27 protein-coding genes are annotated in these 26,321 nt (G+C 35.1%); 11 read left to right on the top strand and 16 right to left on the bottom strand.

The genetic code is table 11. The annotated features are described in order from the left end of the window. Positions 1–99: 99 nt before the first annotated feature. The 8 genes from WH267_RS10690 to atpB all read right to left on the bottom strand — a co-directional run bounded on the left by WH267_RS10690 (position 100) and on the right by atpB (position 7,113). Positions 100–405, bottom strand: a complete 306-nt coding sequence (locus WH267_RS10690; protein WP_123318988.1) for an ATP-dependent Clp protease adaptor ClpS — start codon at positions 403–405, stop codon at positions 100–102. A gap of 11 nt (positions 406–416) precedes the next feature. Next, positions 417–1,775, bottom strand: coding sequence for a hemolysin family protein (locus tag WH267_RS10685; protein ID WP_115973785.1), 1,359 nt, complete (start codon positions 1,773–1,775; stop codon positions 417–419). A 267-nt stretch (positions 1,776–2,042) separates the two neighbouring features. After that, positions 2,043–2,906 carry an ATP synthase F1 subunit gamma gene (atpG, locus tag WH267_RS10680; protein ID WP_115973784.1) on the bottom strand — a complete coding sequence of 288 codons (864 nt, stop codon included), beginning with the start codon at positions 2,904–2,906 and terminating at the stop codon, positions 2,043–2,045. A 76-nt stretch (positions 2,907–2,982) separates the two neighbouring features. After that, complete coding sequence (gene atpA / locus WH267_RS10675) at positions 2,983–4,560, bottom strand: F0F1 ATP synthase subunit alpha (RefSeq protein WP_115973783.1); 1,578 nt, start codon at positions 4,558–4,560, stop codon at positions 2,983–2,985. A gap of 16 nt (positions 4,561–4,576) precedes the next feature. Continuing rightward, positions 4,577–5,116, bottom strand: coding sequence for an ATP synthase F1 subunit delta (gene atpH, locus WH267_RS10670; RefSeq protein ID WP_068943514.1), 540 nt, complete (start codon positions 5,114–5,116; stop codon positions 4,577–4,579). 2 nt (positions 5,117–5,118) lie between these two features. After that, complete coding sequence (locus WH267_RS10665; RefSeq protein WP_115973782.1) at positions 5,119–5,613, bottom strand: F0F1 ATP synthase subunit B; 495 nt, start codon at positions 5,611–5,613, stop codon at positions 5,119–5,121. Between the two features lie 102 nt (positions 5,614–5,715). Beyond that, on the bottom strand, positions 5,716–5,934 hold the full coding sequence (locus tag WH267_RS10660) for an ATP synthase F0 subunit C (protein WP_034681712.1): 219 nt from the start codon (positions 5,932–5,934) through the stop codon (positions 5,716–5,718). 51 nt (positions 5,935–5,985) lie between these two features. Next, positions 5,986–7,113: a F0F1 ATP synthase subunit A gene (atpB, locus tag WH267_RS10655; RefSeq protein WP_340008068.1), complete on the bottom strand. Its 1,128-nt coding sequence runs from the start codon at positions 7,111–7,113 to the stop codon at positions 5,986–5,988. A 762-nt stretch (positions 7,114–7,875) separates the two neighbouring features. Here atpB and ffh point away from each other — a divergent pair. Next, positions 7,876–9,237, top strand: coding sequence for a signal recognition particle protein (ffh, locus tag WH267_RS10650; protein ID WP_123318986.1), 1,362 nt, complete (start codon positions 7,876–7,878; stop codon positions 9,235–9,237). 80 nt (positions 9,238–9,317) lie between these two features. Here the strand turns inward: ffh and WH267_RS10645 are convergent, their stop codons facing one another. From WH267_RS10645 to WH267_RS10620, 6 genes are all read right to left on the bottom strand, one after another. Then, complete coding sequence (locus WH267_RS10645; RefSeq protein WP_340008065.1) at positions 9,318–9,974, bottom strand: outer membrane beta-barrel protein; 657 nt, start codon at positions 9,972–9,974, stop codon at positions 9,318–9,320. Between the two features lie 15 nt (positions 9,975–9,989). Continuing rightward, on the bottom strand, positions 9,990–10,658 hold the full coding sequence (locus tag WH267_RS10640; protein ID WP_115973396.1) for a porin family protein: 669 nt from the start codon (positions 10,656–10,658) through the stop codon (positions 9,990–9,992). Between the two features lie 79 nt (positions 10,659–10,737). Beyond that, positions 10,738–11,403, bottom strand: a complete 666-nt coding sequence (locus WH267_RS10635; protein ID WP_115973395.1) for an outer membrane beta-barrel protein — start codon at positions 11,401–11,403, stop codon at positions 10,738–10,740. Positions 11,404–11,855: 452 nt separating this feature from the next. Continuing rightward, positions 11,856–12,353, bottom strand: a complete 498-nt coding sequence (locus tag WH267_RS10630) for a hypothetical protein (protein WP_115973394.1) — start codon at positions 12,351–12,353, stop codon at positions 11,856–11,858. Positions 12,354–12,496: 143 nt separating this feature from the next. Further along, on the bottom strand, positions 12,497–13,174 hold the full coding sequence (locus tag WH267_RS10625) for a porin family protein (protein WP_115973393.1): 678 nt from the start codon (positions 13,172–13,174) through the stop codon (positions 12,497–12,499). Between the two features lie 117 nt (positions 13,175–13,291). Further along, positions 13,292–14,251: a PhoH family protein gene (locus tag WH267_RS10620; protein ID WP_115973392.1), complete on the bottom strand. Its 960-nt coding sequence runs from the start codon at positions 14,249–14,251 to the stop codon at positions 13,292–13,294. 132 nt (positions 14,252–14,383) lie between these two features. Between WH267_RS10620 and WH267_RS10615 the strand changes: the two genes are divergently transcribed. The 5 genes from WH267_RS10615 to WH267_RS10595 all read left to right on the top strand — a co-directional run bounded on the left by WH267_RS10615 (position 14,384) and on the right by WH267_RS10595 (position 20,350). Next, the gene (locus tag WH267_RS10615; RefSeq protein WP_115973391.1) at positions 14,384–15,211 is read left to right on the top strand and encodes an SAM hydrolase/SAM-dependent halogenase family protein; all 828 of its coding nucleotides are present in this window, start codon (positions 14,384–14,386) and stop codon (positions 15,209–15,211) included. Between the two features lie 63 nt (positions 15,212–15,274). Further along, positions 15,275–16,582 (top strand): dihydrolipoamide acetyltransferase family protein, encoded by a 1,308-nt coding sequence (locus tag WH267_RS10610; RefSeq protein WP_340008060.1) that lies wholly within the window; start codon positions 15,275–15,277, stop codon positions 16,580–16,582. 167 nt (positions 16,583–16,749) lie between these two features. Next, positions 16,750–18,180 carry a serine hydrolase gene (locus tag WH267_RS10605; protein WP_340008058.1) on the top strand — a complete coding sequence of 477 codons (1,431 nt, stop codon included), beginning with the start codon at positions 16,750–16,752 and terminating at the stop codon, positions 18,178–18,180. Positions 18,181–18,321: 141 nt separating this feature from the next. After that, positions 18,322–18,948 (top strand): hypothetical protein, encoded by a 627-nt coding sequence (locus WH267_RS10600; RefSeq protein WP_340008056.1) that lies wholly within the window; start codon positions 18,322–18,324, stop codon positions 18,946–18,948. A gap of 43 nt (positions 18,949–18,991) precedes the next feature. Next, positions 18,992–20,350, top strand: a complete 1,359-nt coding sequence (locus tag WH267_RS10595; protein WP_340008054.1) for a chloride channel protein — start codon at positions 18,992–18,994, stop codon at positions 20,348–20,350. 14 nt (positions 20,351–20,364) lie between these two features. Here WH267_RS10595 and WH267_RS10590 read toward each other — a convergent pair whose 3' ends face one another. Further along, positions 20,365–20,967 carry a hypothetical protein gene (locus tag WH267_RS10590; RefSeq protein ID WP_115973387.1) on the bottom strand — a complete coding sequence of 201 codons (603 nt, stop codon included), beginning with the start codon at positions 20,965–20,967 and terminating at the stop codon, positions 20,365–20,367. 153 nt (positions 20,968–21,120) lie between these two features. Here WH267_RS10590 and rpsF point away from each other — a divergent pair, with 153 nt between their 5' ends. The 3 genes from rpsF to rplI all read left to right on the top strand — a co-directional run bounded on the left by rpsF (position 21,121) and on the right by rplI (position 22,411). After that, positions 21,121–21,462, top strand: a complete 342-nt coding sequence (rpsF, locus tag WH267_RS10585; RefSeq protein ID WP_103235592.1) for a 30S ribosomal protein S6 — start codon at positions 21,121–21,123, stop codon at positions 21,460–21,462. Positions 21,463–21,494: 32 nt separating this feature from the next. Next, positions 21,495–21,797, top strand: coding sequence for a 30S ribosomal protein S18 (gene rpsR / locus WH267_RS10580; RefSeq protein WP_034706728.1), 303 nt, complete (start codon positions 21,495–21,497; stop codon positions 21,795–21,797). A 110-nt stretch (positions 21,798–21,907) separates the two neighbouring features. Next, positions 21,908–22,411, top strand: coding sequence for a 50S ribosomal protein L9 (gene rplI, locus WH267_RS10575; RefSeq protein WP_115973386.1), 504 nt, complete (start codon positions 21,908–21,910; stop codon positions 22,409–22,411). A 299-nt stretch (positions 22,412–22,710) separates the two neighbouring features. On the opposite strand, the gene WH267_RS10570 is transcribed toward rplI, so the two are convergent. Next, positions 22,711–23,514, bottom strand: coding sequence for an AraC family transcriptional regulator (locus WH267_RS10570; protein WP_340008048.1), 804 nt, complete (start codon positions 23,512–23,514; stop codon positions 22,711–22,713). 136 nt (positions 23,515–23,650) lie between these two features. Between WH267_RS10570 and WH267_RS10565 the strand changes: the two genes are divergently transcribed. Together WH267_RS10565 and WH267_RS10560 are read left to right on the top strand one after the other, a co-directional pair. Further along, on the top strand, positions 23,651–24,985 hold the full coding sequence (locus WH267_RS10565; protein WP_340008046.1) for a TolC family protein: 1,335 nt from the start codon (positions 23,651–23,653) through the stop codon (positions 24,983–24,985). A 5-nt stretch (positions 24,986–24,990) separates the two neighbouring features. After that, positions 24,991–26,037 carry an HlyD family secretion protein gene (locus WH267_RS10560; RefSeq protein WP_340008044.1) on the top strand — a complete coding sequence of 349 codons (1,047 nt, stop codon included), beginning with the start codon at positions 24,991–24,993 and terminating at the stop codon, positions 26,035–26,037. Positions 26,038–26,321 lie beyond the last annotated feature (284 nt).

Here is a 26,321-nt window from a genome sequence, read left to right as displayed (position 1 = left end):
TTTTCTGGGGAGTACTGTTCTTTGTCATTTAGAGCTATGACGGGCTTTTCAGTTCATTATTCAATAAAAAAACCGACAATTAATTTGTCGGTTTTTATTTTATACGATTTCACTTGTTAATTCGCGTGAAAGTAATTTTTCGTGCATAGGCTTCAGAACATCTAGTGAGCCTGTTTTTACTGTACATTTGCCCTTATAGTGAACCAGCATTGTACATTGCTCTGCCTGTTCCATAGTATGCTTACATATTTCTATGAGGCTATCGATTACATAATCAAATGTGTGGATGTCATCATTATGCAATACAATTTTGTAGACATCATCAGTATCATCCAGTACCAGAACTTCTTCTTCATACTGGCGTTTTGGATTTTCGTAGTCTTTTATACTGTTATAAAAATTCATTCTGAGTTATTTTAAACTTCACCAATTTTTTCTGCTAAACTGTCAATAGCATTGGGTTCCTGATAGATCAATTCAACGAGTTCCACACTCTTATTATTCATTTTCAGAATTTTGAAATGATAATTATCCAGATCAAACTCCTGATTTTCCTCTGGAATCTCTTCTAATTCATATAGAATGAAGCCAGCCAATGAATTGTATTCACTTTCTTCGGAAAGAGGTAACCTTTTAGGTAAAAATTCATTGATCTCATCCAAAGGCTGTGTAGCCTTTACCCAATAGGTATTGTCGGCTATTTTATCAACTATATTTTCCTCATCATCTTCTTCATCCTGAATTTCTCCAACTAATTCTTCCAGAATATCTTCAAGGGTAATAATCCCCTCTGTTCCCCCAAATTCATCAATAACGATAGCAATGTGTTGTTTTTTCTGTTGAAAGGTTTTTAGCAAGTCGGAAACTTTCTTACTTTCTACTACGAAAAAGGCATCACGCATCAGATCTTTAAGATCCTCATGATCTAAAGCTCCTTTTCTTTTAACATATTCCCTTATAATTTCTTTAGTATAGAAAATACCAATTATATTATCAATAGAGTCAAGGTACACAGGAATACGGGAATAACCGCTATCCATAATCGTATTAATAATATCATTCACATCTTCTTCAAAGTCGATGGAAGTAATATTCTGTCTTGGAACCATGATTTGTTTTGCAGAGTGATCTGTAAAATCAAATGCATTTTTAATGATCTCGTAGTTTTCTTCTTCAATTTCACCACTGTCTGCACTTTGCTTTACCAAAAGCTGAAGTTCTTCTGTAGAGTGAATTTCCTGCTCTGAAGCCGGGTGAATTTTGATCAGTCTTAAGAAACCGTTTGACATGAGATTCATTAACCAGATAAATGGTTTGAAAACTGTGTAGAATACTCTCAATGGTACAGCTGTAGCCATTGTGGTAGCCTCCGATTTTCTGATCGCTATTGATTTTGGAATAAGTTCACCAAATACAATATGCATAACGGTAATCAGTACAAAACTGGTAGCTACCGAAATGGTAGTAATTGTTGTCTGAGTCAAATCAACGTTCAGAGACTTGAAAATATTTTCAAAAATATGATGCAGAGCGCTTTCTCCTACCCATCCAAGGGCAAGTGATGCCAACGTAATACCTAATTGTGTAGCGGAAAGATATTCATCAAGGTGTTTGATGATATGTTCTGCCTGCTTAGCCATAGAATCGCCTTCTGCGGCTTTTATTTGGATTTGTGAGTAACGAACTTTAACAATTGAAAATTCTGCGGCTACGAAGAAGCCATTTAGTAAAACAAGAAATAAGGCCAGCAAAAGCCTGACTATGTCCGAGTCCATTTAGAAGTTGTATAATTTTATTAGGTACAAAGATATGCAAAATAAAAATAACCTGAATCCCGGATAGATTATTTCAATAAAGGATTTTTTAATAAGAAATTTGACATCTTAAAATACTCCTATTTTTCAATTTAAAATAAAAGAGGAGACTCAGTTCATTTTACTACGAAAAAGGAGCTTTTTGGGTGTTAAAAAACGTTTTCACCCTTTGAAAATAAAAAAGCATCGATAAGATCGATGCTTTTAATTGTATGTTAAAATAATTCTTTACGAATTTTTCAAAGCTTCTGCTCCGGAAACAATTTCCAAGATTTCATTGGTAATTGCAGCCTGTCTCGCTTTGTTATAGAAGATCTTAAGATCATTTCTAAGCGCTTCTGCGTTGTCTGTTGCTTTATGCATTGCAGTCATTCTCGCTCCATGCTCAGATGCTACTGAATCTAAGATTGATTTGAAAACCTGAGTTTTGATAGACTTTGGAATCAAGTTATCCAGGATTTCAGCTCTGTTAGGTTCAAAGATATAATCTGTTTCAACCTGTGGCTCTGTAGTTTCAGGCATTGAGATTGGAAGAAGCTGTTCTGTAGTTACTTCCTGAGTGGCAGCATTAACGAATTTGTTATAAATAACATAAACTTCGTCAAATTTACCTTCTTTGAAGCTAGTCATCACTCCTTCTGTAATGTGAGCAACCGCATCAAAGTTTAAATTATCATATACAGAACTTCCATTAGCATATACTGAACGATTTCTTCTTACAGCATCATATACTTTTTTACCTACAGGAAGAACTTCAATCTCGTACTGAGAATTGTTCTGAAACTGAAGGTTAAGCTCTTTTACAATTGAAGAGTTAAAAGCTCCCGCAAGACCTCTGTTTGAAGTAACAGCGATGAAAAGTATTCTTTTAACCTCTCTTTTCTGAGCATATACAGAAATCTGATCAGGATCTGAGCTAGAATTTACATTCTGGATAAGCTCCTGTAATTTTTCAGAATAAGGTCTTAACATTACGATTGCGTCCTGTGCTTTTTTAAGTTTCGCAGCGGAAACCATCTTCATAGCACGTGTAATCTGCATCGTAGATGAAATTGACGTAATTCTGCCTCGTATTTCTTTTAAGTTTGCCATTAATTTGGGTTCAAAGTTTAAGGTCTAAAGTTTAAGGCTTAAAAGCTATGTTTTAAACCTTAAACATTGAATTTTTTTAGTTGTATTTAGAAGCTAAATCATTAGCTGCCTGCTTAAGAACGCTAGTAATATCGTTATCAATTTTCCCAGATTTAATAGCCGCCATTGTATCAGGGTGCTTAGATCTTAGGAACTCGATATATTCGTGTTGGAATTCTTTAATCTTGTTCAATGGAACGTTTCTCATTAAGTTTTCTGTTCCAGCATATACGATTGCTACCTGACTGTCTACAGGAAGCGGTGCATTTACCGGCTGCTTAAGGATCTCTACGTTTCTTTCTCCTTTAGAGATTACTGCTAAAGTAGAAGCATCAAGGTCAGAACCAAATTTAGCAAACGCTTCTAGTTCTTTATACTGAGCCTGGTCTAATTTAAGAGTACCAGAAACTTTTTTCATTGATTTGATCTGAGCGTTACCTCCTACTCTGGATACAGAGATCCCTACGTTGATCGCTGGACGAACCCCTGAGTTGAATAGATCAGACTCCAAGAAGATCTGTCCGTCAGTAATAGAGATTACGTTAGTTGGGATATACGCAGAAACGTCACCTGCCTGAGTTTCAATGATTGGAAGAGCAGTTAATGAACCACCACCTTTCACGATTGGCTTAAGAGACTCTGGTAAGTCATTCATTTGCTTAGCAATGTTATCATCAGCGATTACTTTTGCAGCTCTTTCCAATAGTCTTGAGTGAAGATAGAAAACGTCTCCAGGGTAAGCTTCACGGCCCGGTGGTCTTCTTAATAGTAGAGAAAGCTCACGGTAAGCAACAGCTTGCTTAGATAAATCATCATAAACGATCAATGCTGGTCTACCAGTATCTCTGAAGAACTCACCGATAGAAGCTCCTGCCATTGCAGAATATACCTGCATTGGAACTGGATCTGATGCGTTAGCTGCAACGATTACAGTATAAGCTAAAGCTCCTTTATCAGAAAGAGTTTTAACGATTTGTGCTACAGTAGAAGCTTTCTGACCGATTGCAACATATATACAATATACAGGCTTACCTGCTTCAAAGAATTCTTTTTGGTTGATGATCGTATCAATCGCAACAGTAGTTTTACCTGTTTGTCTGTCACCAATGATAAGCTCTCTTTGTCCTCTTCCTACAGGAATCATCGCATCAATTGCAACGATACCTGACTGTAAAGGCTCAGTTACCGGCTGTCTGAAGATAACTCCAGGAGCTTTTCTTTCTAGTGGCATTTCGTATAATTCCCCTGTAATAGGACCTTTACCATCGATAGGGTTACCAAGAGTATCTACTACTCTTCCTAACATACCTTCTCCTACTTTAATAGAAGAGATTCTGTTTGTTCTTCTTACTGTATCCCCTTCTTTTACTAATTTACTTTCACCCAATAGAGCAACACCTACGTTGTCTTCTTCAAGGTTAAGTACAATACCTTCTACATCACTAGAAAATTTCACCAACTCTCCGTATTGTACGTTTTCTAACCCGTATACACGAGCAATACCATCACCGATGGTTAAAACTGTACCTACTTCCTCAACGTTTGATTGAGTATCGAAGTTGGCCAATTGCTGTTTTAAGATCGCAGATACTTCTGCTGGATTTATTTCTGCCATTGTATGGTTGTTTTTCTTAATTTAATTGGAAATCTTTTTTAACTTGGTTCAATTTGGTCTTCACAGACGCGTCTACCTGCTGGTCTCCTACTCTTAGGATGTATCCTCCTAAAATATCCTGGTTGATGTTTACTTTCAAATCGAAGTTTGAATTGGCATTCACCAAGTTGGTGGATCTTAGGATCTGATCAATATTCTCTTTGGAAAGCTGAGTTGCTGTTGTAAGCGTTACTCTCTGTACTCCGTTGATATCTTCAACTTTGTTGATAAATTCCTGAGCGATATTTTTTAATTGGTTCTCACGTCCGTGTTTAATAACCAATTTGATCAGATTCTGGGAAGATGCTGATAAACCTTTGAAAATTTCGTTTGCTACCTCTATTTTCTTTTTTGCATCAATGTAAGGGGTAAGGAAGAATTTGTTTAAATCTTTAGATTCAATCATAATCTTCACTACATCTTTCATTTCAGAAAACACGGCAGCTGTCTGACCTGATTCATTAGTGAAATCAAGTAAACCCTGTGCGTATCTTTTCGCTACTTTAGATGTAAGCATTCTTAGTTAAGGTTAGATTTGTTGATATAATTTTGAACTAATTCGTTTTGAGCTTCAGTGTTATCTAACTTTTGTTTCAAGATAGATTCTGCAATGTTTACAGATAAAGCACCGATTTGAGTTTTGATGTCTGCCATTGCAGCATTTTTCTCAGCGTTGATAGTTTGCTTAGCAGCTTCGATAAGTTTATCACCTTCAGCTTTAGCAACATCTTTAGCTTCACCTACGATTCTGTCTTTAATTTCTCTAGCTTCTTTAAGGATAGCGTCTCTTTCGATTTTAGCTTCACGAATGATTCTTTCGTTATCAGCTTTAAGATCTTCCATCTCTTTTTTAGCCAATTTAGCTTGGTTCAATGCATCAATGATAGAAGTTTCTCTTTCATTAACAGCATTTACAATTGGTTTCCAAGCGAATTTAGCTAGAAGAAATAATAGGATAACAAAAGTAAGGGTCATCCAAAACAAAAGTCCAATTCCAGGTTCAATAATTCCCATATCTGTAAATTCTTTTTTTAAATGTTATTTTATGGATTGTTTTTTTAAAATTCTTAGCAGCAGCCAACCGCTTTACTGCTAAGAATATTTTTTGAGGATAGATTACTTGATGAAAGCACCAAAGATGATCGCGATAAGACCAGCACCTTCAATAAGACCAGCAGCGATAAGCATTGCTCCTTGAATCTTACCAGCTTGTTCTGGTTGTCTAGCGATAGCGTCCATTGCATGACCACCGATTTTACCGATACCTAGACCTACACCTAGTACTGCTAAACCGATACCTACGTAAACTAAACCTGTTCCTGTTGATAAATCCATAATAAATAAATTATATTAGTTAAAAAATTATTTTTAAATTCTTTCTTTTAATTAGTGAGCGTGTTCTTCGTGACCGTGCTCATGTTCGTGTTCTGCAACTGCAATACCAATAAATAAGGCAGATAATACAGTAAAGATGTAAGCCTGAAGCGCTGCAACCAGCAATTCCAATACTGAAACGAATAATGCTAATGGCACTGATGCAAATCCTAACAATGGAGACTTAAAGATGAAAATCAATGAAATGATCGCCAAAATCATAATGTGTCCCGCAGTGATGTTAGCAAAAAGTCGCATCATTAAAGCGAAAGGCTTTGTAAAGATTCCGATAATCTCGATTGGAACCATAATTGGGTACAATAAGATTGGAACCGGCGGCATAAAGATGTGTTTCCAGTAATCTTTATTCGCACTGAATAATGTAATTAGTAAGGTAATAACAGCCAATACTGCTGTGATCGCGATGTTACCTGTAAGGTTTGCCCCGAAAGGAAAGAAAGGAATTAATCCAAAAAGGTTATTAATCCAGATAAAGAAAAATGCAGTTAATAAATAAGGCATATATCTTTTATACTTAACAGACCCGATATTTGGGATAGCAACCTCGTCTCTGATAAACACAATCACTGGCTCCAATACTTTTCCAAGTCCTTTTGGAAGCTGTGACGTCTTATAGTTTCTCGCCATTCCTATGAACACTATTGCCATAAAAATCACTGACAAGAACATTGAAGCTGCATTTTTTGTTATTGAAAGATCAAAAAACACTTCGTTAGATTTTTGTTTCCCGCTGATGATTGAGAATAATGTAGCTTTTTCAACACCTTTAGTAGAAACCACCTGCCCCTCTTCTAAAGTATACCCATCGTGTTCATGTCCGTGAGCAATGCTGCTTGAAAGGAAAGTATGCCACCCTTGGTTATCCTTAATAATAACAGGCAAAGGGATAGAAACGTGATGCTCTTCACCACTGTCATCTTTTGAAGTCCATAAATGCCATTCATTAGAATCACCGATGTGCTCCATGATCACTTTAGTCGCATTGAAGCCTTCCTTTGCTTCTCTATGCTCTACTTTTTCAGCTAATTTTTCCCCTTCAGTTTCGTGCTGTGCAGCAGCTAAACTGCTAATAAACACAAACAAAAATGCGAAAAATAATGAAGAAATTTTTCTGTTCATATCTCTTTTTTAATCGTGTGCAAATATATCGATTTTATTAAACTTTACCAATACTAAAAATTGATTTTTATCATCAAAAAAATCAAGATTTATTAATGAGTTTTATTATAGGTAAATATATAAGGAATGACCCTATAACAAAACATGCAAGTAAAAACAGAAAATTCTCTTTTGTTTTATCAATGATTAGAAGTGAAATCAGCAGCCACACAATGTCTTTAGGGATGTTCACAGTGAGGAACTTAAGAGCTGCATCCTGTCTTTTATATAGATATTTTTTAAATATTATATAGACTCCTATATTAAAAACAACAGCTAATGCTATAATAATAAAACCATCAAGAAAATTCATGGTGCAAAAATAGGATTATAATTTTTGATACAAAATAATTCTTAAATTCTTGTATGTATATAATATTATATAGACAGGAAAGCAGAAAGATGGAGGATAGAAGTCACTATTATGTGTAATACCTATTTGAAGCTACTGATTATTTATACTCCTGTTCATTCAATTAATAAAATACAACAAAAGGTTTTCAAATAAAGCAGATTGATGTATTATTAATTATAAAGAAAAATTAATCTATTTACATAAAAACATCCCCTTACCTCTTTTTACAGACAAATAATCCTCCTTTTCACCACTTCCATCTCCCAACTTTCATCAAATCTTACCCCAATCCTTATAATATATAAGTCTATACTACTCAGGTTTCTTAAAAATTCCTTATTTTTGCAAACCTATAATTTACAATAAATATGTTTAATAGTTTACAGGATAAATTAGACAAGGCATTACATAATATTTCCGGACGTGGAAAAATTACCGAAATCAATGTAGCGGAAACCGTAAAGGAAATCCGTAGAGCATTGGTGGATGCCGACGTTAACTATAAAGTTGCAAAAGATCTTACCAAAAGAGTTCAGGATAAAGCTTTAGGCGAAAATGTTCTTACTTCCCTTACTCCGGGACAGTTGATGACAAAAATCGTTCATGATGAGCTTGTGGATTTGATGGGAGGTTCTCAGGAAGGAATTAATCTTTCAGGAAAACCATCTGTAATCCTTATTGCAGGTCTTCAGGGTTCTGGTAAGACTACTTTCTCTGGAAAACTTGCTCATTATTTACAGACAAAAAGAAATAAAAAACCTCTATTGGTAGCCTGTGACGTTTACCGTCCTGCTGCAATTGACCAGCTAAAAGTATTAGGTGGACAAATCGGGGTTCCTGTTTTCACAGAGGAAGGTTCTACAAATCCTTCTACCATTGCTGAAAACGCAATTAATTTTGCAAAATCAAATGGTCATGATGTTGTGATCGTGGATACTGCAGGTCGTTTAGCAATTGATGAGCAGATGATGAACGAGATTAAATCGGTTCATTACTTCATTAAACCGAATGAAACACTATTTGTTGTTGACTCAATGACAGGTCAGGATGCTGTGAATACGGCTAAAGCATTCAACGATGCCCTGAACTTTGACGGAGTTGTTCTTACTAAACTAGATGGGGATACAAGAGGGGGAGCTGCATTAACGATCCGTTCTGTTGTTGAAAAGCCAATCAAATTTATTTCTACAGGTGAAAAAATGGAAGCCTTAGACCTTTTCTACCCGGAAAGGATGGCTGACAGAATCTTAGGAATGGGAGACGTTGTTTCCTTAGTAGAAAGAGCTCAGGAGCAGTTTGATGAAGAAGAAGCTAAAAAACTTCACAAGAAAATCGCTAAAAACGAGTTTGGTTTTGACGATTTCTTAAAGCAGATTAACCAGATCAAGAAGATGGGTAACATGAAAGACCTTATGGGAATGATTCCTGGGGTTGGGAAAGCCATCAAGGATGTAGAGATCAGCGATGATGCATTTAAGCACATTGAAGCCATCATCTACTCTATGACACCGGACGAAAGAAGAAGACCTTCTATTATCAATACTCAGAGAAAGAACAGAATTGCAAGAGGTGCAGGAAGAAAGATTGAGGATGTAAACCAATTGATGAAGCAATTTGATCAGATGGGAAAAATGATGAAGATGATGCAAGGGCCTCAAGGAAAGCAAATGATGCAGATGATGAGCAAAATGCCAAACATGCCTGGAATGGGCGGAATGTTTGGAAAATAGTCCAGAAACAATCTAATCAAAATATAAAATCCGACTCAAAATTGAGTCGGATTTTTGTTTTTTATCTTTAAACAGTCTGACTATTTATCAGATTTCTGGCCTTTTCCTTTGATGAAATAAGAGAAACCAACATTCACACCGAAAGTGTTAATGTTTGTCTTAACTTCTGTATTCATAATAGTTTCTTTACTTGAAAACTGGTCATAAGAAATACCTAGATTAATCCCTAAAGAAGATGTTGCCATATAAGTTACTCCTCCTTTTACTTTCCATGCTAAACCATCTGTAGTGGTTTCTGTATCCTGTATAAGAATTGGATCATAAATTCCATTGCGAATCCCGGAAAAAGAAGCCTTTTCCTTATTTGATCCATAACCTATCCCTGCTCCCAGAAATGGAACCAGCTTGCTGGAATTAGTAAAATAATAAGTTGCTGTAGGCATTACAGAAAATGTTGAGTTTGTAGACTTAACATCATCATATTTTGTGGTTCTATTTACATATCCTAAATCAATACCCACTGCTAATTTATCAATAACAAAATATCCCACAGAAGGAGTGATTGAGAACATGTTTACTTTTGGACTGTCAGTAGACTTTCCTCCTACTTTTACTGTAGTTGCAATGTTATTAAAACCCATTCCGGTGTTTCCACTGATTACCCAGTCACCTTTAGTCATTTGAGCATTAGAAAGCCCGAAAAGCACAATAGCGCTTGCTAATAATAGTTTTTTCATGATTATTAATTGAATTTATTTAAACTTATATCCTACTCCAAGCTGGAAGAAATTCATCTTTACTTTCTCGTTACCAACAGGATTTTTAACCATATTGGTCAATCCAAAACTATAACGTGCATCTACAAACAAACCTTTGTATACGTTATAATCAGCCCCGAAAAACAATCCGAAATCAGTAGACTTTAAATTGTCGTTAAATTGCTTTTCTACAAGCTGTTCTCCCTCTTTAACCGCAGCTGGGTTTACAGAAGCACCAGCAGGCAGACCTGTTACATCAAACTTCACATTAGTGTCTGTCTTGAAACTTACATAAGGGCCAGCATAAATACCTAATTCAGGTGTTGCATAGTATCTTGCAGAAACAGGAATTACAATTCTGTTAAGGTTTATCTTTTCAGTTACCTTAATCCCGTATGGTAAAGCTACCTCCGCTTTTCCTCCTAAATTGGCATACTCTACTTCTCCCTGGATCGCAAATTTGCTATTGAATTTATGCTCCACCAAAGCTCCAACATAAAATCCGGACTTTGATTTCATCGTTCCTCTAGCTCCATCAAGCTCAATGTTGTTTTCATTAAAGTTCAATTTAGATAAAGCATATCCTCCTTTTACACCAAACGTTGTCTGTGCGTTTAACCCTGCAAATAAAGCAATTGCAGATGCTAATAAAATTCTTTTCATGTTATTAATTTTTAAAAATATTTAAAGGTAAAAAAGCCCCAAGAAAATCTTAGGGCTTTATCATTATATGCTTTGTTTATTATTTTGCAAATACATACTTAACTCCGAAAGTTACAGAAGATAAGTTCAATCCGAATTTATAATCGTTTACTCTCTTAGCTCCGTCTACGTTTACTTTGTTTGTGTTGTAACCAAACTCACCAAAAGTAGCTTCGATAGACCAGTTTTTGTTTAAGAAATAATCTAAACCTGGCTTAACGTTAACTCCGATAGAAGTGAAGTTATCTTTAGTAGAAGTAGATGTTTTAGCTTCTGTAGAACCAACTGTTTCAGTACGCTTATCTTCATCCTTGAATTGACCAAATTCCATAGGAACTTCTAATTGTCCGAAGATATATAATTTTTCACCAATAGTCCAGTATTTTCTTACGAATGGAGCAACAACAAATGCAGAAGTTGTAGTTTTGTTTTCATTAACAAAAGTTCCAGTAGGAATAAGATTACCATCAGTAGTTACTTTAGTGTTATCATTTTTGTAACCTACACCTAAACCTACAGCTAGGTTAGTGTTTACGAAATAACCTACAGTTGGAAGAACTTTGAAGCTCTCGATTTTAGTATCTGTATTGTTATTTTCATTCTGAGAATACCCTAATTGTCCTGAAACATATGTAGTACCTTTAGCAATCTGAGCATTTGATAATCCGAAAAGTGCAACAGCACCCGCTAATAATATTTTTTTCATTTTAAATAATTTTAATACTTTCTGGTGGCAAATTTACAGTCGTATCCATTAATATTAAAATTTGTTAATGTGATTAATATCATTGTTAAAATTTAAGGTTTTACAAAAATAAATCATATCAGTGAGAGTCTTTTAGTTTTTTCACAATTTTATGAATAAAAAAATCACAATTTCTCAACCAGAGCTAGATATATTTGATTTTAAAAATTTAGACGATTAAGCGAAATTGCCCTTAATCTACGTTATACAGACTCAAAACAATTGTTAAAATGTTAATTTTTAACACCTTAACTCTTAAAATTTAAACAAATGTTTATAATTTGAAGTTGTTTTCACTATCCCAAAGTAACACACTAACAGTCCTTTACCGGAAATACCGTCATTATACGACACAATTTCAATAAAAGAACTCCGGCCTTCGGCCGGAGTTCTATATGTTGTTCAAGATCTGTTTATTTAATAAAGAAGTTGTACCCAAGGTTAACTGCTCCTGCATTCCAGCTGTCTCTGTACCAGCCATGATCACGTCTATTGCTTACAGACTGGTATCCTATATACAGTTCTCCTTTAGACATCTGATATCCAAATTTAGGCTGTGCATAGAAACCTCCGTCAATACCACTTTTTGTAGAAATTCCGTATCCAAGGTCTAATCCTACAAAGATAGGTGCTCCCTTAAATTTATATTTACCGGAAACTGCTACAGGAATAAATCCAAAATCATCAAAGTGATCTTTTCCGAAGAAATGAGAGTATCCTGTTGCTACCCCCAGGTCAAAACCTTTTGCAATATTCCACATATAAGCTCCGTCTACCCCTAGTGTAAATGAAGATACATTACTTGCGTCAGATACTGGTACACCAATATGTCCACCCAATTTTAAACCTTCTTGCGCCTGTGCTGCACCTCCTAAAAGTGCAAAAGCACCTACTAATAATAGCTTTTTCATTTTTTAAGTTTAAATTTTACGTCCCAAAAGTACTAATTATTTTCATCACAGGGATATATTTCCATAAATGGCGTTCATTAAAACAAAAAAGCAGGACAAATTTTGTCCTGCTTTAGTTATGTTTTTTCTTAAAAATCTTCAGATTAGTTTCCTCCGAATTTGAAACCAACACCTACCTGGATGAAGCTATTTTTTAAAGTTCCATTTTCTCCGTCCTCCTTTTTAGCAAGGTTAGAAATACCTAAGTTATATCTTGCATCGAAAAACAATCCATTTTCAAGTGTATATTCAGCACCAACAAATGGAGCTAAATTCAGCTTATTCATATGATCTTTCACATCTTCAGTTGAGCTTTCTGATTCAGAAAATGACTCTCCTAAAGCAGATCCTGATAAGCTTACTGTTGATTTCACCTTTGCAGAAATGAGAATACCCACATTAAGACCAACTCCAAAAGCTAAATTTTCAGTAGCATAATATTTAGCACTAACAGGAATTTGTACAGTTCCCAGTTTCCAATCTGTTTTTTCAGTACCTGTTACATTTACTCCCATCTCAGTGTAAGCAACAGATTCTTCTTGCTTACCTCCAATTGGAGAATATAAAACTTCCCCCTGTACGGCAAATTTATCATTGAACTTATATTCAGCCATACCTCCTACGTAGAAAGTAGACTTTGCATCAAATTTGTAAGTATTTCCTTCGCCAGTTGCTTTAAGCATTGATAAAGAGTAACCAGCTTTAGGTCCAAATTTAAATTCCTGCGCGTTTGCGTTAATTCCCAATACAGCTACGGCTGCAATAAGTAAAAATTTTTTCATTGTTAATTAGTTATACATTTAAGGATTGCAAAACTAATTATTTTTTTCAATTTAGCAAATTTTAACAGAAACTTTTAAGGTTAACAAAAGGTTAACAGAAACTTTATCTATAAAAAATTAATCATTTCTCAGTCTTTTATCTTCATCATTATAAGCCAGGATAATCTTTCTTACAACAGGATGTCTCACAACATCTTCTTCTGTAAGATGCACAAAACCAATCTCCTTCACTCCATTTAAAATCCTCATAGCTTCTTTCAAACCAGATTGCTGATTTTTTGGAAGGTCGATCTGGCTTGGATCCCCTGTAATAATAAATTTCGCATTCATTCCCATTCTTGTCAGGAACATTTTCATCTGAGCGTGGGTTGTATTCTGAGCTTCATCAAGGATTACAAAGGCATCATCAAGAGTACGTCCTCTCATAAAAGCCAGCGGAGCTACTTCAATTACTTTTTTCTCCATAAAGCCTTCCAGTTTTTCATGTGGAATCATATCCCGAAGTGCATCATATAAAGGCTGTAAATAAGGATCTAACTTTTCTTTAAGGTCTCCTGGTAAAAACCCCAGACTCTCCCCTGCTTCTACAGCCGGTCTTGTCAGGATAATTCTTTTCACTTCCTTATCTCTTAGGGCTCTTGCTGCCAAAGCTACACTGGTGTACGTTTTTCCTGTTCCCGCAGGTCCAATGGCAAAAACCATATCTTTTTTCTCTGTTTCCTTTACCAGCTTTTTAAGATTCGTAGTTTTAGCCTTAATAACTTTTCCGTTTACTCCTTTTACAATAATATCCTGGTCAAAGATCAGATGTTTTTCGTTTTCATCTTTAATATTCAGGATATTCTCAACATCTTTGAGACCTATTGAGTTGTTTTTCGAGATAAAACTGACAATATCGTCCAGTTTTTGCTTCAGTATATCTAAGGCTTCCTGGTTTCCCATCGCAAAGATAAAATGATCTCTTCCTGTAATTTTAATGGTTGGAAAGCTTGATTTTAATAGGTTGAAATATTGGTTATTAACTCCATAGAAGATTTTCGCATCGATGTCTTCCAGATCATAGGTCAATTCAAACATGCAGTATTTTTATTTTTAGATTTTAAAATTAAAGCTTTTTTTCAATTTAAATCAAATTCTTTTCAACAATCTTTCGGGCTTTCTTTTTATTTTAAATAACTTTGCATGACTACACTATTCTATAAATTGCTCATGTCAATTATTACCCTTACTTCGGATTTCGGAAATTTAGATTACAGAGTTGCTGCTGTGAAAGGCAAGATTCTGTCTCTAAATCCTGAGGTTAATATTATTGATATAACCCACGACATCCAGGCATTCAACTTAATACAAACATCATATATTGTAAGAAACGCTTATAAATATTTCCCCAAAGGAAGTATACACATTATTTCTGTAGACAGTTTTTACAATAAATCAAGAAAAAATATCCTTTACAAAGCAGATGGTTCTTACTTTCTGGCCGCAGACAACGGTCTTTTAAGTTTGATCTTCTTTGATATTAAACCGGAAGCAATCTACGAACTTACCCTGAATAACCGTTTTGATGATATTATCAACTTTACTTCTACGGATATTTTTGTTCCGGCAGCTGTACATCTTGCCAATGGCGGTCTTCCTGAAGTAATCGGGAGAAAAATAGATGCGGCTAAGCAGCTGATGTTCCCCAGAGCGGTTTATAATGAATCGGAAGGAATGATCATAGGTGAAGTTACCTATATTGATAATTTCGGAAATATAATTTCAAATATCAACAAAGATTTCTTTGAAAATATCAGCAAAGGATATAATGGTTTTACTATAAAATTCAGAAATTTAAGTCTTTCGAGGATCTTTTCCGGTCATACGGAATTGGTTTCAGACTGGGAAAGGGAGACAGAATTCCACGGACAGTCTGCAGCAATATTCAATGACAGTCAGCTATTGGAACTTACAATCTATAAAGGCAGTAAGAAAAACGGAGCTAAAAGCCTGTTTGGATTGAATGTAGGTGAAAATATCTACATTGAATTTATGTAAAATTATATATTTCATAAAAAAACCGATTTTTTTTATATATTTGTCAAAATCTAAAAATCAAAAATGGCAGAATACAAATTATTGCTTCCTTCCATGGGAGAAGGTGTTATGGAAGCGACAATTATCACTTGGTTATTCAATGAAGGTGATAACGTAAAAGAAGATGACTCTGTAGTAGAAATTGCAACAGATAAAGTAGATTCAGACGTTCCGACACCTGTTTCGGGAAAAATTGTAAAAATTTTAAAGCAAAAAGATGAAGTTGCCAAAGTAGGTGAGGCCATTGCTATTTTAGAAATTGAAGGAGAAGGTTCTGCTTCTGAAGAAGTAACTACTGAAACTCCAGCTGCTGCTCCGGATACTGAAACATTACAAACCATTGAGCAGCCTTTACAAACTTCAATAGCTTCCAATGTTGAATTCTCTGGAGATCTTTATTTATCTCCACTTGTAAAATCAATTGCACAACAGGAAAATATTTCTGAAACTGAACTGAAATCTATCAAAGGAAACGGTTTAGAAGGAAGAATTACCAAAGAAGATATATTAGCATACGTTGCCAACAGAGGAAATCAACCTGCTCAGCAGGCTGCTCCGGCTCAACAGACAGTTTCTGCACCAGCTCCTGTTTCAACGCCAGCAACAACAATTACTGCTGCTGCAGGTGATGAGATCATTCCAATGGACAGAATGAGAAAGATCATCGCTGAAAACATGGTGAAAGCAAAACAAATTGCTCCGCATGTAACTTCTTTCATTGAAACAGACGTTACCAACGTTGTAAAATGGAGAAACAAAAACAAAGCAGCTTTCGAAAAACGTGAAGGAGAAAAACTTACTTTCATGCCTATTTTTGTGAAAGCTATTGTAAAAGCAATCCAGGATTTCCCAATGATTAATGTTTCTATTAGCGGTGAGAACATCATTAAAAAGAAAAACATCAATATCGGTATGGCAACGGCTCTACCAGACGGAAACCTTATTGTTCCTGTAATCAAAAATGCAGATCAGTTATCTCTTTCAGGTCTTGCCAAAGCAATCAATGATTTAGCTTACAGAGCAAGAAACAAGAAATTAAGACCTGAAGATACTCAGGGAGCTACTTACACCATTTCTAACGTAGGAAGTTTCGGAAACCTTATGGGAACTCCTATCATTCCTCAGCCTCAGGTAGCTATTTTAGCTATCGGAGCTATCGTTAAGAAGCCAGCAGTTCTTGAAACAGCTGACGGTGATGTAATTGCAATCAGAAACTTAATGTTCATGTCTCACTCTTATGACCACAGAGTGGTAGATGGTTCTCTAGGTGGAATGATGCTTAAACATGTTCATGACTACCTTGAAAACTGGGATCTGAACACAGAAATATAAGTAATAGGTAATCAGCAATGAGTAATTTGCTTTCTGCTGATTATAATCAATATAAAACCTTCGATTTTTATCGGAGGTTTTTTTGTGACCTGATCTAATTATTTTTGAATTGACAAGTAATACAAATGGGGCTTAAATTGTCTTTTATAAAACAGAACCAATTACATATGAAACAACTCATTTTGACTACATTCGCTTTAAGCATTTCGATAATCGCCTACTCTCAGAAAACAATCCCATCAACTTTAATCGATCAGTATGTGAAAGAAGTAATTAAAATCAATCACATTCCCGGTTTGGCTATCGGGATTATAAAAAATGACCAGATTGTTTTTCAGCAATACTATGGTAAAGAGACTTTGGAAAGCGATAAAAAGGTGGATTCAAATTCAATGTTCAGGATATATTCTACATCAAAATTGATGTCAAATATTGGTGTGTTTCAACTAATTGAAAGGGGAAAACTATCTTTGGAAGACAACATCTCAAAATACATTGAACATCTCCCTAAAGAATGGCAGGATGTCAAAATAAAAAACCTTTTGACCCATTCTTCCGGAATTCCTAATCTTATTGCTTTTAATGATATTTTGCCAGATGATTCTAATGACAAAGTTATCGAACGGCTGTCCAGAGAAAAAATGGAATTTAAAACAGGAAATGAATTCAGATATAATCAGACAAATTATTTTCTTCTTACCCTGATTATTCAAAAAATCACAGGGCAGTCTTTTGAAAATTTCATCCTGAACAATCAGTTTTCCGATTCTAAAGGCCAGGTTGTTTTTTCTTCAAATGCTCTCGAAAAAATACCTAACCGTGTTGTAAAATACAATTACAATTCTGAAAGAAAACAATATGATAAATCTACTGATATTAATGGTATAAAAGCCCATTCTGCCAACGGGGTGGCGATAACACTTCCTGCATTTTTAAAATGGAGCATTCATCTTAGCAAAAATGATTTATTAGATCAAAAAACGAAAGAGATGATGTGGCAACCATTCGGTTTTGGTAATAAGAAAGATGTTTTTGCCTACGGATGGGACATCAGTAAAGTGAATAATATAGCCTCTTACAATTTTTCAGGTGGAAATGTAAGCTCTTATAAAATTTACCCATACAATAATATGTCAATCGTCATGATGTCTAATGGATATAGCTTATTCCCTATCCAATATCAGATCATCAATCATATTGCTGCGATGATTGATAAAAATTTAACAGATGAATATTCATTGGCAGATGAAACCATCATTTCTGAATTTTCTAAAAAAAACAATCCTGATGCAGAGAGAATTTATTATTCTATGAAGGCAAAAGATCCAAAATGGAATTTTGAAAACACTTTAAACGAGATAGGTTATATTTTATTGAGAAATTCAAGAATTGATGAAGCTGTTAAGGTTTTCGCTTTAAACGTTAAGGAAAATCCACAATCAGCAAATGCTTTTGACAGTTTAGGTGAATCATATCTTGCAGCAAAGAATTATGCTTTGGCTTTAGAGAATTATAAAAAATCATTAGCTATAAATCCAGAAAACACCAATGCCGTAAAAATGATTCATACAATAGAAGATCTGATAAAAAAGAAATAAGAGCTCTTCCATAACGATTGTTTTTTGTATCACTATCTCAGAATGGGTGCATCTTAAAATATAAAACCTCCGATTTTTTATTGGAGGTTTTTTATTGGATTTCTGCCTTAATAATTCTACCTTTAAACAAACTATTACAAAATGGAACTTGATTTCAGAAAACTCTATGTTACCAAATTATTTGATTTTTCCAAAAATGACGAAGAGCTAATTTTTGAAATCTATGAGCAGTTATCTGCACTCTATGATATTTCAGTGGTAGATATTGAAAATTCCCCATACAGTAAGTTCAAATCCCAGGATATAAACTTTTTGCAGGAACCTAAACTCTGTTACAGAATTACAACCAAAAGTAAAACCATTACTTTTTACCTTTTCATTGTTAATCTGGTAGGAACATCCATCAGAGGGGCCCGTATGACGGATAAGTATGATTCACTGGAAGTTTGGGGCTTAAAGGAAATAAATGAAGACTTTGGTTTTATTTCTATCAATAAGAAAAAACTGGCAGACAGAATCGCTGGAATATTCAGTAGTTCAACCATCAATTCTAAAGAAAACAAAGACTTTAAAGACTTCTATGTTCTGGGCAGTGATCCTTCCAAAACGATGACATTCCTGAGCCTTGACAGAAAAGAAATCATAAAATCTATTGCTGATGAGGATTTTAAAATAGAGATTAAAAACAACATTGCAGGCTTGAGAATACCAAAGGCATTGAGTCTTGAGAATGCTTTAATTATTTCAAAATTTTTAGAAGAAATATAAGTTTCGGTTTTTTTGCCGTAATTTCATCCTTCAAAACCTACAAATGCTGAAAATCTTTGCTATTCTTCGTCAATCTGTTAAAAAATCCTTTGACAATATCCGGAATGAGCAGCTGAAATACAATCTTCTTCAGGCTATTCCCTTTTGGATCGGCTCTGTGATCACCGGATTCTTTGCCGTATTATATGCCCAACTCTTTGCCTGGGGCGAAAACCTCATGAATTTTATCTTTGACTGGCATGCATGGATGATCTTCATTATTGCCCCCGTTGGATTCGTTCTTTCCTGGTGGCTGGTTAAAGAATTTGCACCCAATGCCAAAGGAAGCGGAATTCCGCAAGTAATGGCAGCAGTGGAACTTGCTAATCCTAAAGAACATAAAAAGATTAGAAGCCTTTTAAGTCTGAAAATTATTATATTTAAAATTGCTTCATCTGTTGTATTGGTTATTGGCGGCGGCGCTGTAGGACGTGAAGGACCTACCATTCAGATTGCAGGTTCTGTTTTCAGGAAAGTTAATGAGTATCTTCCTGATTGGTGGCCAAAGATTTCCAAAAAAAATATGATCATGACCGGAGCTGCAGCCGGACTGGCAGCCGCTTTTAATACTCCTCTGGGCGGAATTGTATTTGCTGTAGAAGAATTATCGAAAACGCACATTAATTATTTTAAAACCGCTTTATTTACGGCCGTCATCATCGCTGGTTTAACGGCTCAGACATTAGCAGGATCCTACTTGTATTTAGGGTATCCCAAAACCAATGATGTTTCCCTGATGGTCATGTTTCCCATCGTACTTGTAGCTGCTGCAGCAGGTATTCTGGCGAGTCAGCTTTCTGTGATTATGCTTAAGATCAATGGCTGGAAAAAGAGAACTCTGAAAACGGATAAGGCCAATGTAGTATTTCTGGTTATCTGTGCCCTGATCATTGCATCAATTGCCTATTTTATTAACCGGGAAATATTAGGATCAGGGAAAGAGATTATGGAACGGGTTCTTTTTACAAAGAATAAACATGAGGACTGGTATGTTCCTGTTTTAAGGATGCTGGGCCCTGCCCTGTCTTTTACTTCCGGGGGGGCCGGTGGTATTTTTGCCCCTGCTTTATCTGCAGGAGCCAGTATTGGTTCTGTTATTTCAGGGCTTATTCATTTAACCCCTAATGAAACCAATGTTGTTGTTCTTGGTGGAATGGTTGCTTTTCTTACCGGAATTACACGGGCTCCGTTTACATCAGCGATCATTGTTTTAGAAATGACCGATAGGCATTCTTTAATTTTTCATCTGATGCTTGCCGGTATGGTTTCTTCTATTGCCTCTATTCTGGTGAGCCGACATTCTTTGTATGATGTATTGAAAGTGAATTTTTTAACAGAAATAAGAAAAGACGAAACTCTTTAATAAAAAAAGACCTGTTACAGGTCTTTTTTAAGCATTATATTTAAATCTTTAAAAGCTTCTGATAGTTCTTCAGCAATTCCATAATTAATGATTCTAATGACCAGCTTATCCAGTTTTTCACTTGATCTTTTCACTTTATAGGTTACAATATTTAAAAATGCATCACCATTTTTTCTTTTTGATACTTTGTGAAATTCCACTACTTTGCTCAGGTCCCACAAATCTCCTTCATAATAAAGCTTTCCATTTTTATCTACTGAATTTATTCTTATATTATTTCCTTCGAATTCAGCAGCAAGCCTTAGCATCCCATTATCCCGGTCTGCCCCAAATACTTTAATTTTATCAGCAATAAAAGTCTTCACTTCATCAACATTATGGTATTTACCCAGAAGATCTTCTTTACCATTACCATAGGTGATTTTGTAAATTTCTGATTTCTTTAAAGAATGAACAGGCCCATCCAGATAATCCAACTCTTTGTAAGTAACATCTGAACCCCCAACTTCAATAATCTTAGCATCAAAAGAGGTCCCATTTTTCTTGGAAATTTTATCCTGTGAATAGCTGATAACTCCCAACAGCAACAACGGCAGCGTATAAATTTTAGTTTTCATGAAATAAAAAATTCTTCCGGCAAAAGTACACAAAATACCATCAATGCTCAAAATTCAGTTATTAACACTCCATTATTTCATAAGTACTCTTGCATATTACAAATATATTATCTAATTTTGCACCTCGAAATAATTAACAAATATTTTAACATTATGAACAATTACGAAACTGTTTTCATTTTAACTCCCGTTCTATCTGAGTCACAGGTAGAGGAAGCAGTGAACAAGTATGTAGATCTTATCAAAGAAAAGAACTGCGAAATCGTTGCTAAAGAAAATTGGGGATTAAAAAAATTAGCTTACCCTATCCAATTGAAAAAGAATGGGTTCTATACTTTAATCGAGTTTAAAGGTGAAGGTACTGTAGTTGCTGATTTAGAATTAGCATTTAAGCGTGACGAGAGAGTAATCCGTTACCTTACTACAAAACTAGACAAGCATGCTATTGAGTACGCTGTAACGAGAAGAACTAAAGTAAAAGCAGCTAAAGCTTAATTATTAACCCTATTTTTTAAAAAAGACAAGACATGGCAATAGATGAAATGGCTAAACAAGCCTCAGCTGGAGGAGAATCAGAAGTAAAATTCCTTACTCCACTTGATATCAATACAAAATCTGAAAAGAAATATTGTAGATTCAAAAAATACGGAATTAAGCACGTTGATTACAAAGATGCTGATTTCTTATTACAGTTTGTAAACGAGCAAGGTAAAATCTTACCAAGAAGATACACTGGAACTTCTTTAAAATACCAAAGAAAAGTTTCTGCTGCTATCAAAAGAGCAAGACACCTTTCTTTACTACCTTACGTAGCTGACTTATTGAAATAAGACAAAAAATAAATAAAAGAAGAGAGCAATCTCTTCTTTTGTTGCTGAATAAATAATTAATTCTAACTTGATTTTAGAGCATTCTAAAATCTAAAAAAAGGACAACAACAATGGATATTATCCTAAAACAAGACGTAGAAAACTTAGGACTTGAGTTTGATACAGTAAGTGTAAAGCCAGGTTATGCAAGAAACTTCTTACTTCCTCAAGGAATTGCACTTTTAGCTACACCTAAAAACAAAGCTGCTCTTGAAGCTACTTTGGAAGCTAGAAAAGAAGAAGAAGCTAAATTAATCGCTGCTGCTAACACTGTAGTAGATCAATTGAAGAAAACTTCTATTACTATTCCTGCAAAAGTAGGTTCTGGTGATAAATTATTCGGATCTATCAACAATGCAGATCTTTCTGCTGCTCTTGCTAAAGCTGGAGTTTCTGTAGAGAAGAAATACATCAAAATTCCAGGGAACACTATTAAGAGAACTGGTAAAGTAACTGCAAACATCAGATTACACAGAAACGTTGAGTACAATTTCGAATTCGATATCGTATCTGACGCTCCAGTTGTAGCTGCACCTGCTGCAAAAAAAGAAGAAGTTAAATCTGAAGAAGCTTAATAAGCCTCTGAGATTTTCTCATCATACAAGACCACTTCATTTATTTGAGGTGGTTTTTTTGTGGTTTTAGATTAAATAATGCTACTGCCCAGACTACCCCGCCTTTTTGCTTTGCAAAAAGCCACTCCTTCAGAGAAGGGAAATATAGCGTGTTTTAATAAATTTTTGTCAAAGTGCTCTGTTTAGCTTATATAACTAATTTATACGACTGGTAACATTGTCATAACTGCATTATACTACAACTTGAAACATTCACCATACACTCTCCTACTCTAAAACTCTCAAATATTCTAATCCAACTACCTGTCTCCTCTTAATTTCTGCTGGTATTCAGTTGGGGCAACTCCAATTACTTTTTTGAAAATATTACTGAAAGAAGACAAACTATTGTACCCCACCATCATGGCAATCTCATACATATTATATTTCCCTTCCAGCATTAACTCTAAAGAACGGGTAATTCTCAAAGCTCTCAGGAAACGGACGTAATTCATGCCCAAAATCTCTTTGAATTTCCTGGAAAGGGTTCTTGTTCCCATTCCGAACTCTTTGGCCGTAGATTCAATCGTTAGAGGCTTCTCAAGATTAGCATGAATATATCTTGCAATCTTCAGTAAAGTTTCATCTTTGGGAAAAGGATGCTGTATCGGAAATGCTAAATGTTTATGTTTCTTTTCCTGTAAAACCCCTTTAAGTGCTTTGAGAAAATAATATTTAGAATGATCATTTTTTGTGATTTTCCCATTCCAGTCTTTGGTATATAAAATCATCTCCCGAAGTAATTCATTGACTGAATAAATATTAATTTCATCAAAAAAGCTATTTTCGCCTTCTTCTTTTTTTATATAAAAATTATATAAATCCACTTTGGGGCTGGTAGAAAAAAGATAATGCGGCGTTCCGGCCGGAATCCACATAAAACATCTTGCCGGAAGATACCAATGTTTTAAATCGGTAAAAACATGCACAATACCTCCTTCTGCATAGACTAATTGTGCAGAACTGTGATAATGAATATCGGTTGTGATATTTCCGGTAAGCACATGATACACGTAAAATTCGGCATCATCATCCTCTACGGCTTTAAAATGACTGTCATTCATGAAATAAAGATAGGAATAATTTTTAAAATGGCGTAAATGAACAAATCTTTTTCTGGTTTCACAAATCGTGTCTGCTGACCATCGTCGTAAATTTGCAGTATCAAAATCATTTTAGCAAAAATCCTTTAATTAATTTATGAATATGATATTAAACGCATGCCGATATCAGTGCATAGCGTTGTGCTTATTATTGGGCAACCTTTTACACTCACAGATGATAGATTACCAGCACCTTGGCCTTCAACAGGCTATAGAAATAGGTTTAAAAAACAACAAAAATATCCGGATAAGCCATTTAAAACAGGAAATGTCCACTACAAAGGAAAAAGACCTGAAAATGGAAAAACTCCCGGATATTGAATTTCATACCAGCTATAATCAGGTCACTAATCTTTTTCAGTATCAGGATGGTGTATTGAATAAACCCACAAAATATGATGCCATCAATGGGATGTATGATTTCACATTATCAGCATCTATTCCAGTCTATATGGGTGGAAAAATAAAGAATACTGAGAAAAAAGCAGCCATTGACACTGAAATTTCAGCTTTAAGAACGCATCTGGATGAAAGAGAGCTCACAATGGAAGTGATTACAGGATTCCTTCAGATTCATCATTTGAAAGAACAACAAAGTCTTATTAATGACAAAATGAAGGAAGATTCAGTTAACATCAAACAGGTAAAAACCCTTAAAGCGAACGGAGTGGTAACAGTAAACGAAGTGTTAAGAACTTCATTACAGCTTTCCAACCATAAAATGAGCTGGACAGAACTGAATAATGACATACAGATTGCAGAACATAAGCTTAAAACCCTTCTTTCACTGCCTGAGTCTCAGGAAATGCATGTAGATACAGAGGATCTGATCTCGGATAAGGCAGCAATTCCTTATATTGATGATCTGACGGAGACCGCTTTAAACAAAAATGAATCGGTTGAAATTACCCATAAAAATCTTTCATTAAAGGAACTGGACCAGAAGATCACTAAGGCTGGTTATTTACCCAAAGTGACTGCCGGTGGAGAATATTTTCTGAAGTATCCGAATATGATGTTCTTTCCGCCTGAGCCTTATGCTTACCGCTTAGGAATGATCGGGCTGAACCTTACCTATCCTATCGAAAACCTGTATAAAAACAAATACAAAATGCAGGAATCCAGAGAAAATATTGATCTGGCCAAGCTTCAGATCGAAGAAAATGAGGAAAAGATAAGACACAATGTGTATGAAGCCTATAAAAAGTTTGAAGAAACTGATCAGAAAGTAAAAATCGCTGAAGAAGCTATTGATCAGGCTAAGGAAAACTACCGTATTGTAAGAACAAAATATGTGAATAAACTAAGTCTTATCACTGAACTTATTGATGCTGACAATACTTATCTGGAAGCAGAATCCAATCTTATCTCCGTAAAAATCAACAGACAATTAAAATATTATCAACTCCAATATACGATTGGAAACTTATAAAAACTATGGCACAGAAACAACTGACACAAAAGGAAAAAAGAATCAACAGGACAATCACTTTACTGGCTTGGATCCTCATTATCAGCGGCGTCACAGGAATGGTAAGCTTCTATCTTTTTTCGAGAAAAAATGTTACTACCAACGATGCACAGATCGAACAGTATATCACACCGGTCTCCAGTAAGGTATCAGGCTTCATCAAGACTATAAAGTTTAATGAAAATCAGTTTGTACGCAAAGGAGACACTTTAATCGTTATTGACAACAGAGAATTCGTTAATCAGGTACATATGGCTGAAGCCAATCTAAATACTACTACTGAAAATATCACAACGATTCAAAGCAGTGTCAGTACAAAGGAAAGTGATACAAAAATCGTTGATGCTAAAATTGCATCTGCAAGAATTGATATCTGGAGAACGGAACAGGACTATAAAAGATATAAAAATCTACTGGCTGAAGATGCTGCCACAGAACAGGAGTTTGAAAACGTAAAGGCTTCTTACGAACAGTCAAAAGCCAATCTTTTGGCATTGGAACAGCAGAAAAATGCTGTTAAAGCTGGAGCTAATGAACAACAAACAAAAGTAGCTCCTGCTAAGAGCCAGATTCAGCAGAGTTCAGCCAACCTGAATAATGCTAAACTATTCCTTTCATACACCGTTATTACTGCCCCTTATGATGGCTGGGTGGGAAAAAAGACGATTCAGGAAGGGCAGCTTATTAAAGAAGGACAGGCATTGGTTCAGATGGTAAGTAAAGAAAAATGGATTATTGCCAATTATAAAGAAACCCAGATTGGCCAGATTGATCAAAACCAGGAAGTCATTATTACGGCAGATGCTTATCCCGATGTTGAATTTAAAGGAAAAATCGTTTCTATCTCTCCTGCATCAGGATCTCAGTTCTCTCTCGTAAAACCAGATAATGCAACAGGAAACTTTGTAAAAATTGAACAGAGATTTCCAGTAAAAATCATACTTGATCACAGCAAAGACAATGAGAAACTGCTTTCCGGAATGAATGTTCTGGTGAGTGCTAAGAAGATTTAGGTTTGAGAGTATTAGAGTATTAGAGTATTAGAGTATTAGAGTATTAGAGTATTAGAGTATTAGAGTATTAGAGTATTAGAGTATTAGAGTATTAGAGTATTAGAGTACAAAAATATTCGGTTTATTATCATTTCCAAATTAACTCATTTCCAAATCTTCAAATTAATATTATTTTTCTGCGAAAAGGCAAGACCGCAAAATACAGATCTGTTCAATTTTTTCTTTAAACATATTTGTCATTTTACCTTTTACACCCTTTGCTCTTTTGTCTTTTCGCACTTTTA

Source organism: Chryseobacterium sp. MYb328, assembly GCF_037572595.1.
Lineage (GTDB): Bacteria > Bacteroidota > Bacteroidia > Flavobacteriales > Weeksellaceae > Chryseobacterium > Chryseobacterium pennae.
This window is presented reverse-complemented; position numbering and strand designations above follow the sequence as displayed.

Excerpts from the sequence above, each read along its gene's own strand:
- WH267_RS10565 (WP_340008046.1), top strand. The coding sequence starts at position 23,651 with ATGAATATGATATTAAACGCATGCCGATATCAGTGCATAGCGTTGTGC.
- WH267_RS10685 (WP_115973785.1), bottom strand. The coding sequence starts at position 1,775 with ATGGACTCGGACATAGTCAGGCTTTTGCTGGCCTTATTTCTTGTTTTA.
- WH267_RS10570 (WP_340008048.1), bottom strand. The coding sequence starts at position 23,514 with ATGAATGACAGTCATTTTAAAGCCGTAGAGGATGATGATGCCGAATTT.
- WH267_RS10645 (WP_340008065.1), bottom strand. The coding sequence starts at position 9,974 with ATGAAAAAACTATTATTAGCAAGCGCTATTGTGCTTTTCGGGCTTTCT.
- WH267_RS10560 (WP_340008044.1), top strand. The coding sequence starts at position 24,991 with ATGGCACAGAAACAACTGACACAAAAGGAAAAAAGAATCAACAGGACA.
- WH267_RS10620 (WP_115973392.1), bottom strand. The coding sequence starts at position 14,251 with ATGTTTGAATTGACCTATGATCTGGAAGACATCGATGCGAAAATCTTC.
- rplI (WP_115973386.1), top strand. The coding sequence starts at position 21,908 with ATGGATATTATCCTAAAACAAGACGTAGAAAACTTAGGACTTGAGTTT.
- WH267_RS10605 (WP_340008058.1), top strand. The coding sequence starts at position 16,750 with ATGAAACAACTCATTTTGACTACATTCGCTTTAAGCATTTCGATAATC.
- WH267_RS10600 (WP_340008056.1), top strand. The coding sequence starts at position 18,322 with ATGGAACTTGATTTCAGAAAACTCTATGTTACCAAATTATTTGATTTT.
- atpG (WP_115973784.1), bottom strand. The coding sequence starts at position 2,906 with ATGGCAAACTTAAAAGAAATACGAGGCAGAATTACGTCAATTTCATCT.
- WH267_RS10640 (WP_115973396.1), bottom strand. The coding sequence starts at position 10,658 with ATGAAAAGAATTTTATTAGCATCTGCAATTGCTTTATTTGCAGGGTTA.
- WH267_RS10630 (WP_115973394.1), bottom strand. The coding sequence starts at position 12,353 with ATGAAAAAGCTATTATTAGTAGGTGCTTTTGCACTTTTAGGAGGTGCA.
- WH267_RS10595 (WP_340008054.1), top strand. The coding sequence starts at position 18,992 with ATGCTGAAAATCTTTGCTATTCTTCGTCAATCTGTTAAAAAATCCTTT.
- WH267_RS10690 (WP_123318988.1), bottom strand. The coding sequence starts at position 405 with ATGAATTTTTATAACAGTATAAAAGACTACGAAAATCCAAAACGCCAG.
- WH267_RS10635 (WP_115973395.1), bottom strand. The coding sequence starts at position 11,403 with ATGAAAAAAATATTATTAGCGGGTGCTGTTGCACTTTTCGGATTATCA.
- WH267_RS10665 (WP_115973782.1), bottom strand. The coding sequence starts at position 5,613 with ATGGGAATTATTGAACCTGGAATTGGACTTTTGTTTTGGATGACCCTT.
- atpA (WP_115973783.1), bottom strand. The coding sequence starts at position 4,560 with ATGGCAGAAATAAATCCAGCAGAAGTATCTGCGATCTTAAAACAGCAA.
- ffh (WP_123318986.1), top strand. The coding sequence starts at position 7,876 with ATGTTTAATAGTTTACAGGATAAATTAGACAAGGCATTACATAATATT.
- atpH (WP_068943514.1), bottom strand. The coding sequence starts at position 5,116 with ATGCTTACATCTAAAGTAGCGAAAAGATACGCACAGGGTTTACTTGAT.
- WH267_RS10660 (WP_034681712.1), bottom strand. The coding sequence starts at position 5,934 with ATGGATTTATCAACAGGAACAGGTTTAGTTTACGTAGGTATCGGTTTA.
- WH267_RS10625 (WP_115973393.1), bottom strand. The coding sequence starts at position 13,174 with ATGAAAAAATTTTTACTTATTGCAGCCGTAGCTGTATTGGGAATTAAC.
- atpB (WP_340008068.1), bottom strand. The coding sequence starts at position 7,113 with ATGAACAGAAAAATTTCTTCATTATTTTTCGCATTTTTGTTTGTGTTT.
- WH267_RS10610 (WP_340008060.1), top strand. The coding sequence starts at position 15,275 with ATGGCAGAATACAAATTATTGCTTCCTTCCATGGGAGAAGGTGTTATG.
- WH267_RS10590 (WP_115973387.1), bottom strand. The coding sequence starts at position 20,967 with ATGAAAACTAAAATTTATACGCTGCCGTTGTTGCTGTTGGGAGTTATC.
- rpsF (WP_103235592.1), top strand. The coding sequence starts at position 21,121 with ATGAACAATTACGAAACTGTTTTCATTTTAACTCCCGTTCTATCTGAG.
- rpsR (WP_034706728.1), top strand. The coding sequence starts at position 21,495 with ATGGCAATAGATGAAATGGCTAAACAAGCCTCAGCTGGAGGAGAATCA.
- WH267_RS10615 (WP_115973391.1), top strand. The coding sequence starts at position 14,384 with ATGTCAATTATTACCCTTACTTCGGATTTCGGAAATTTAGATTACAGA.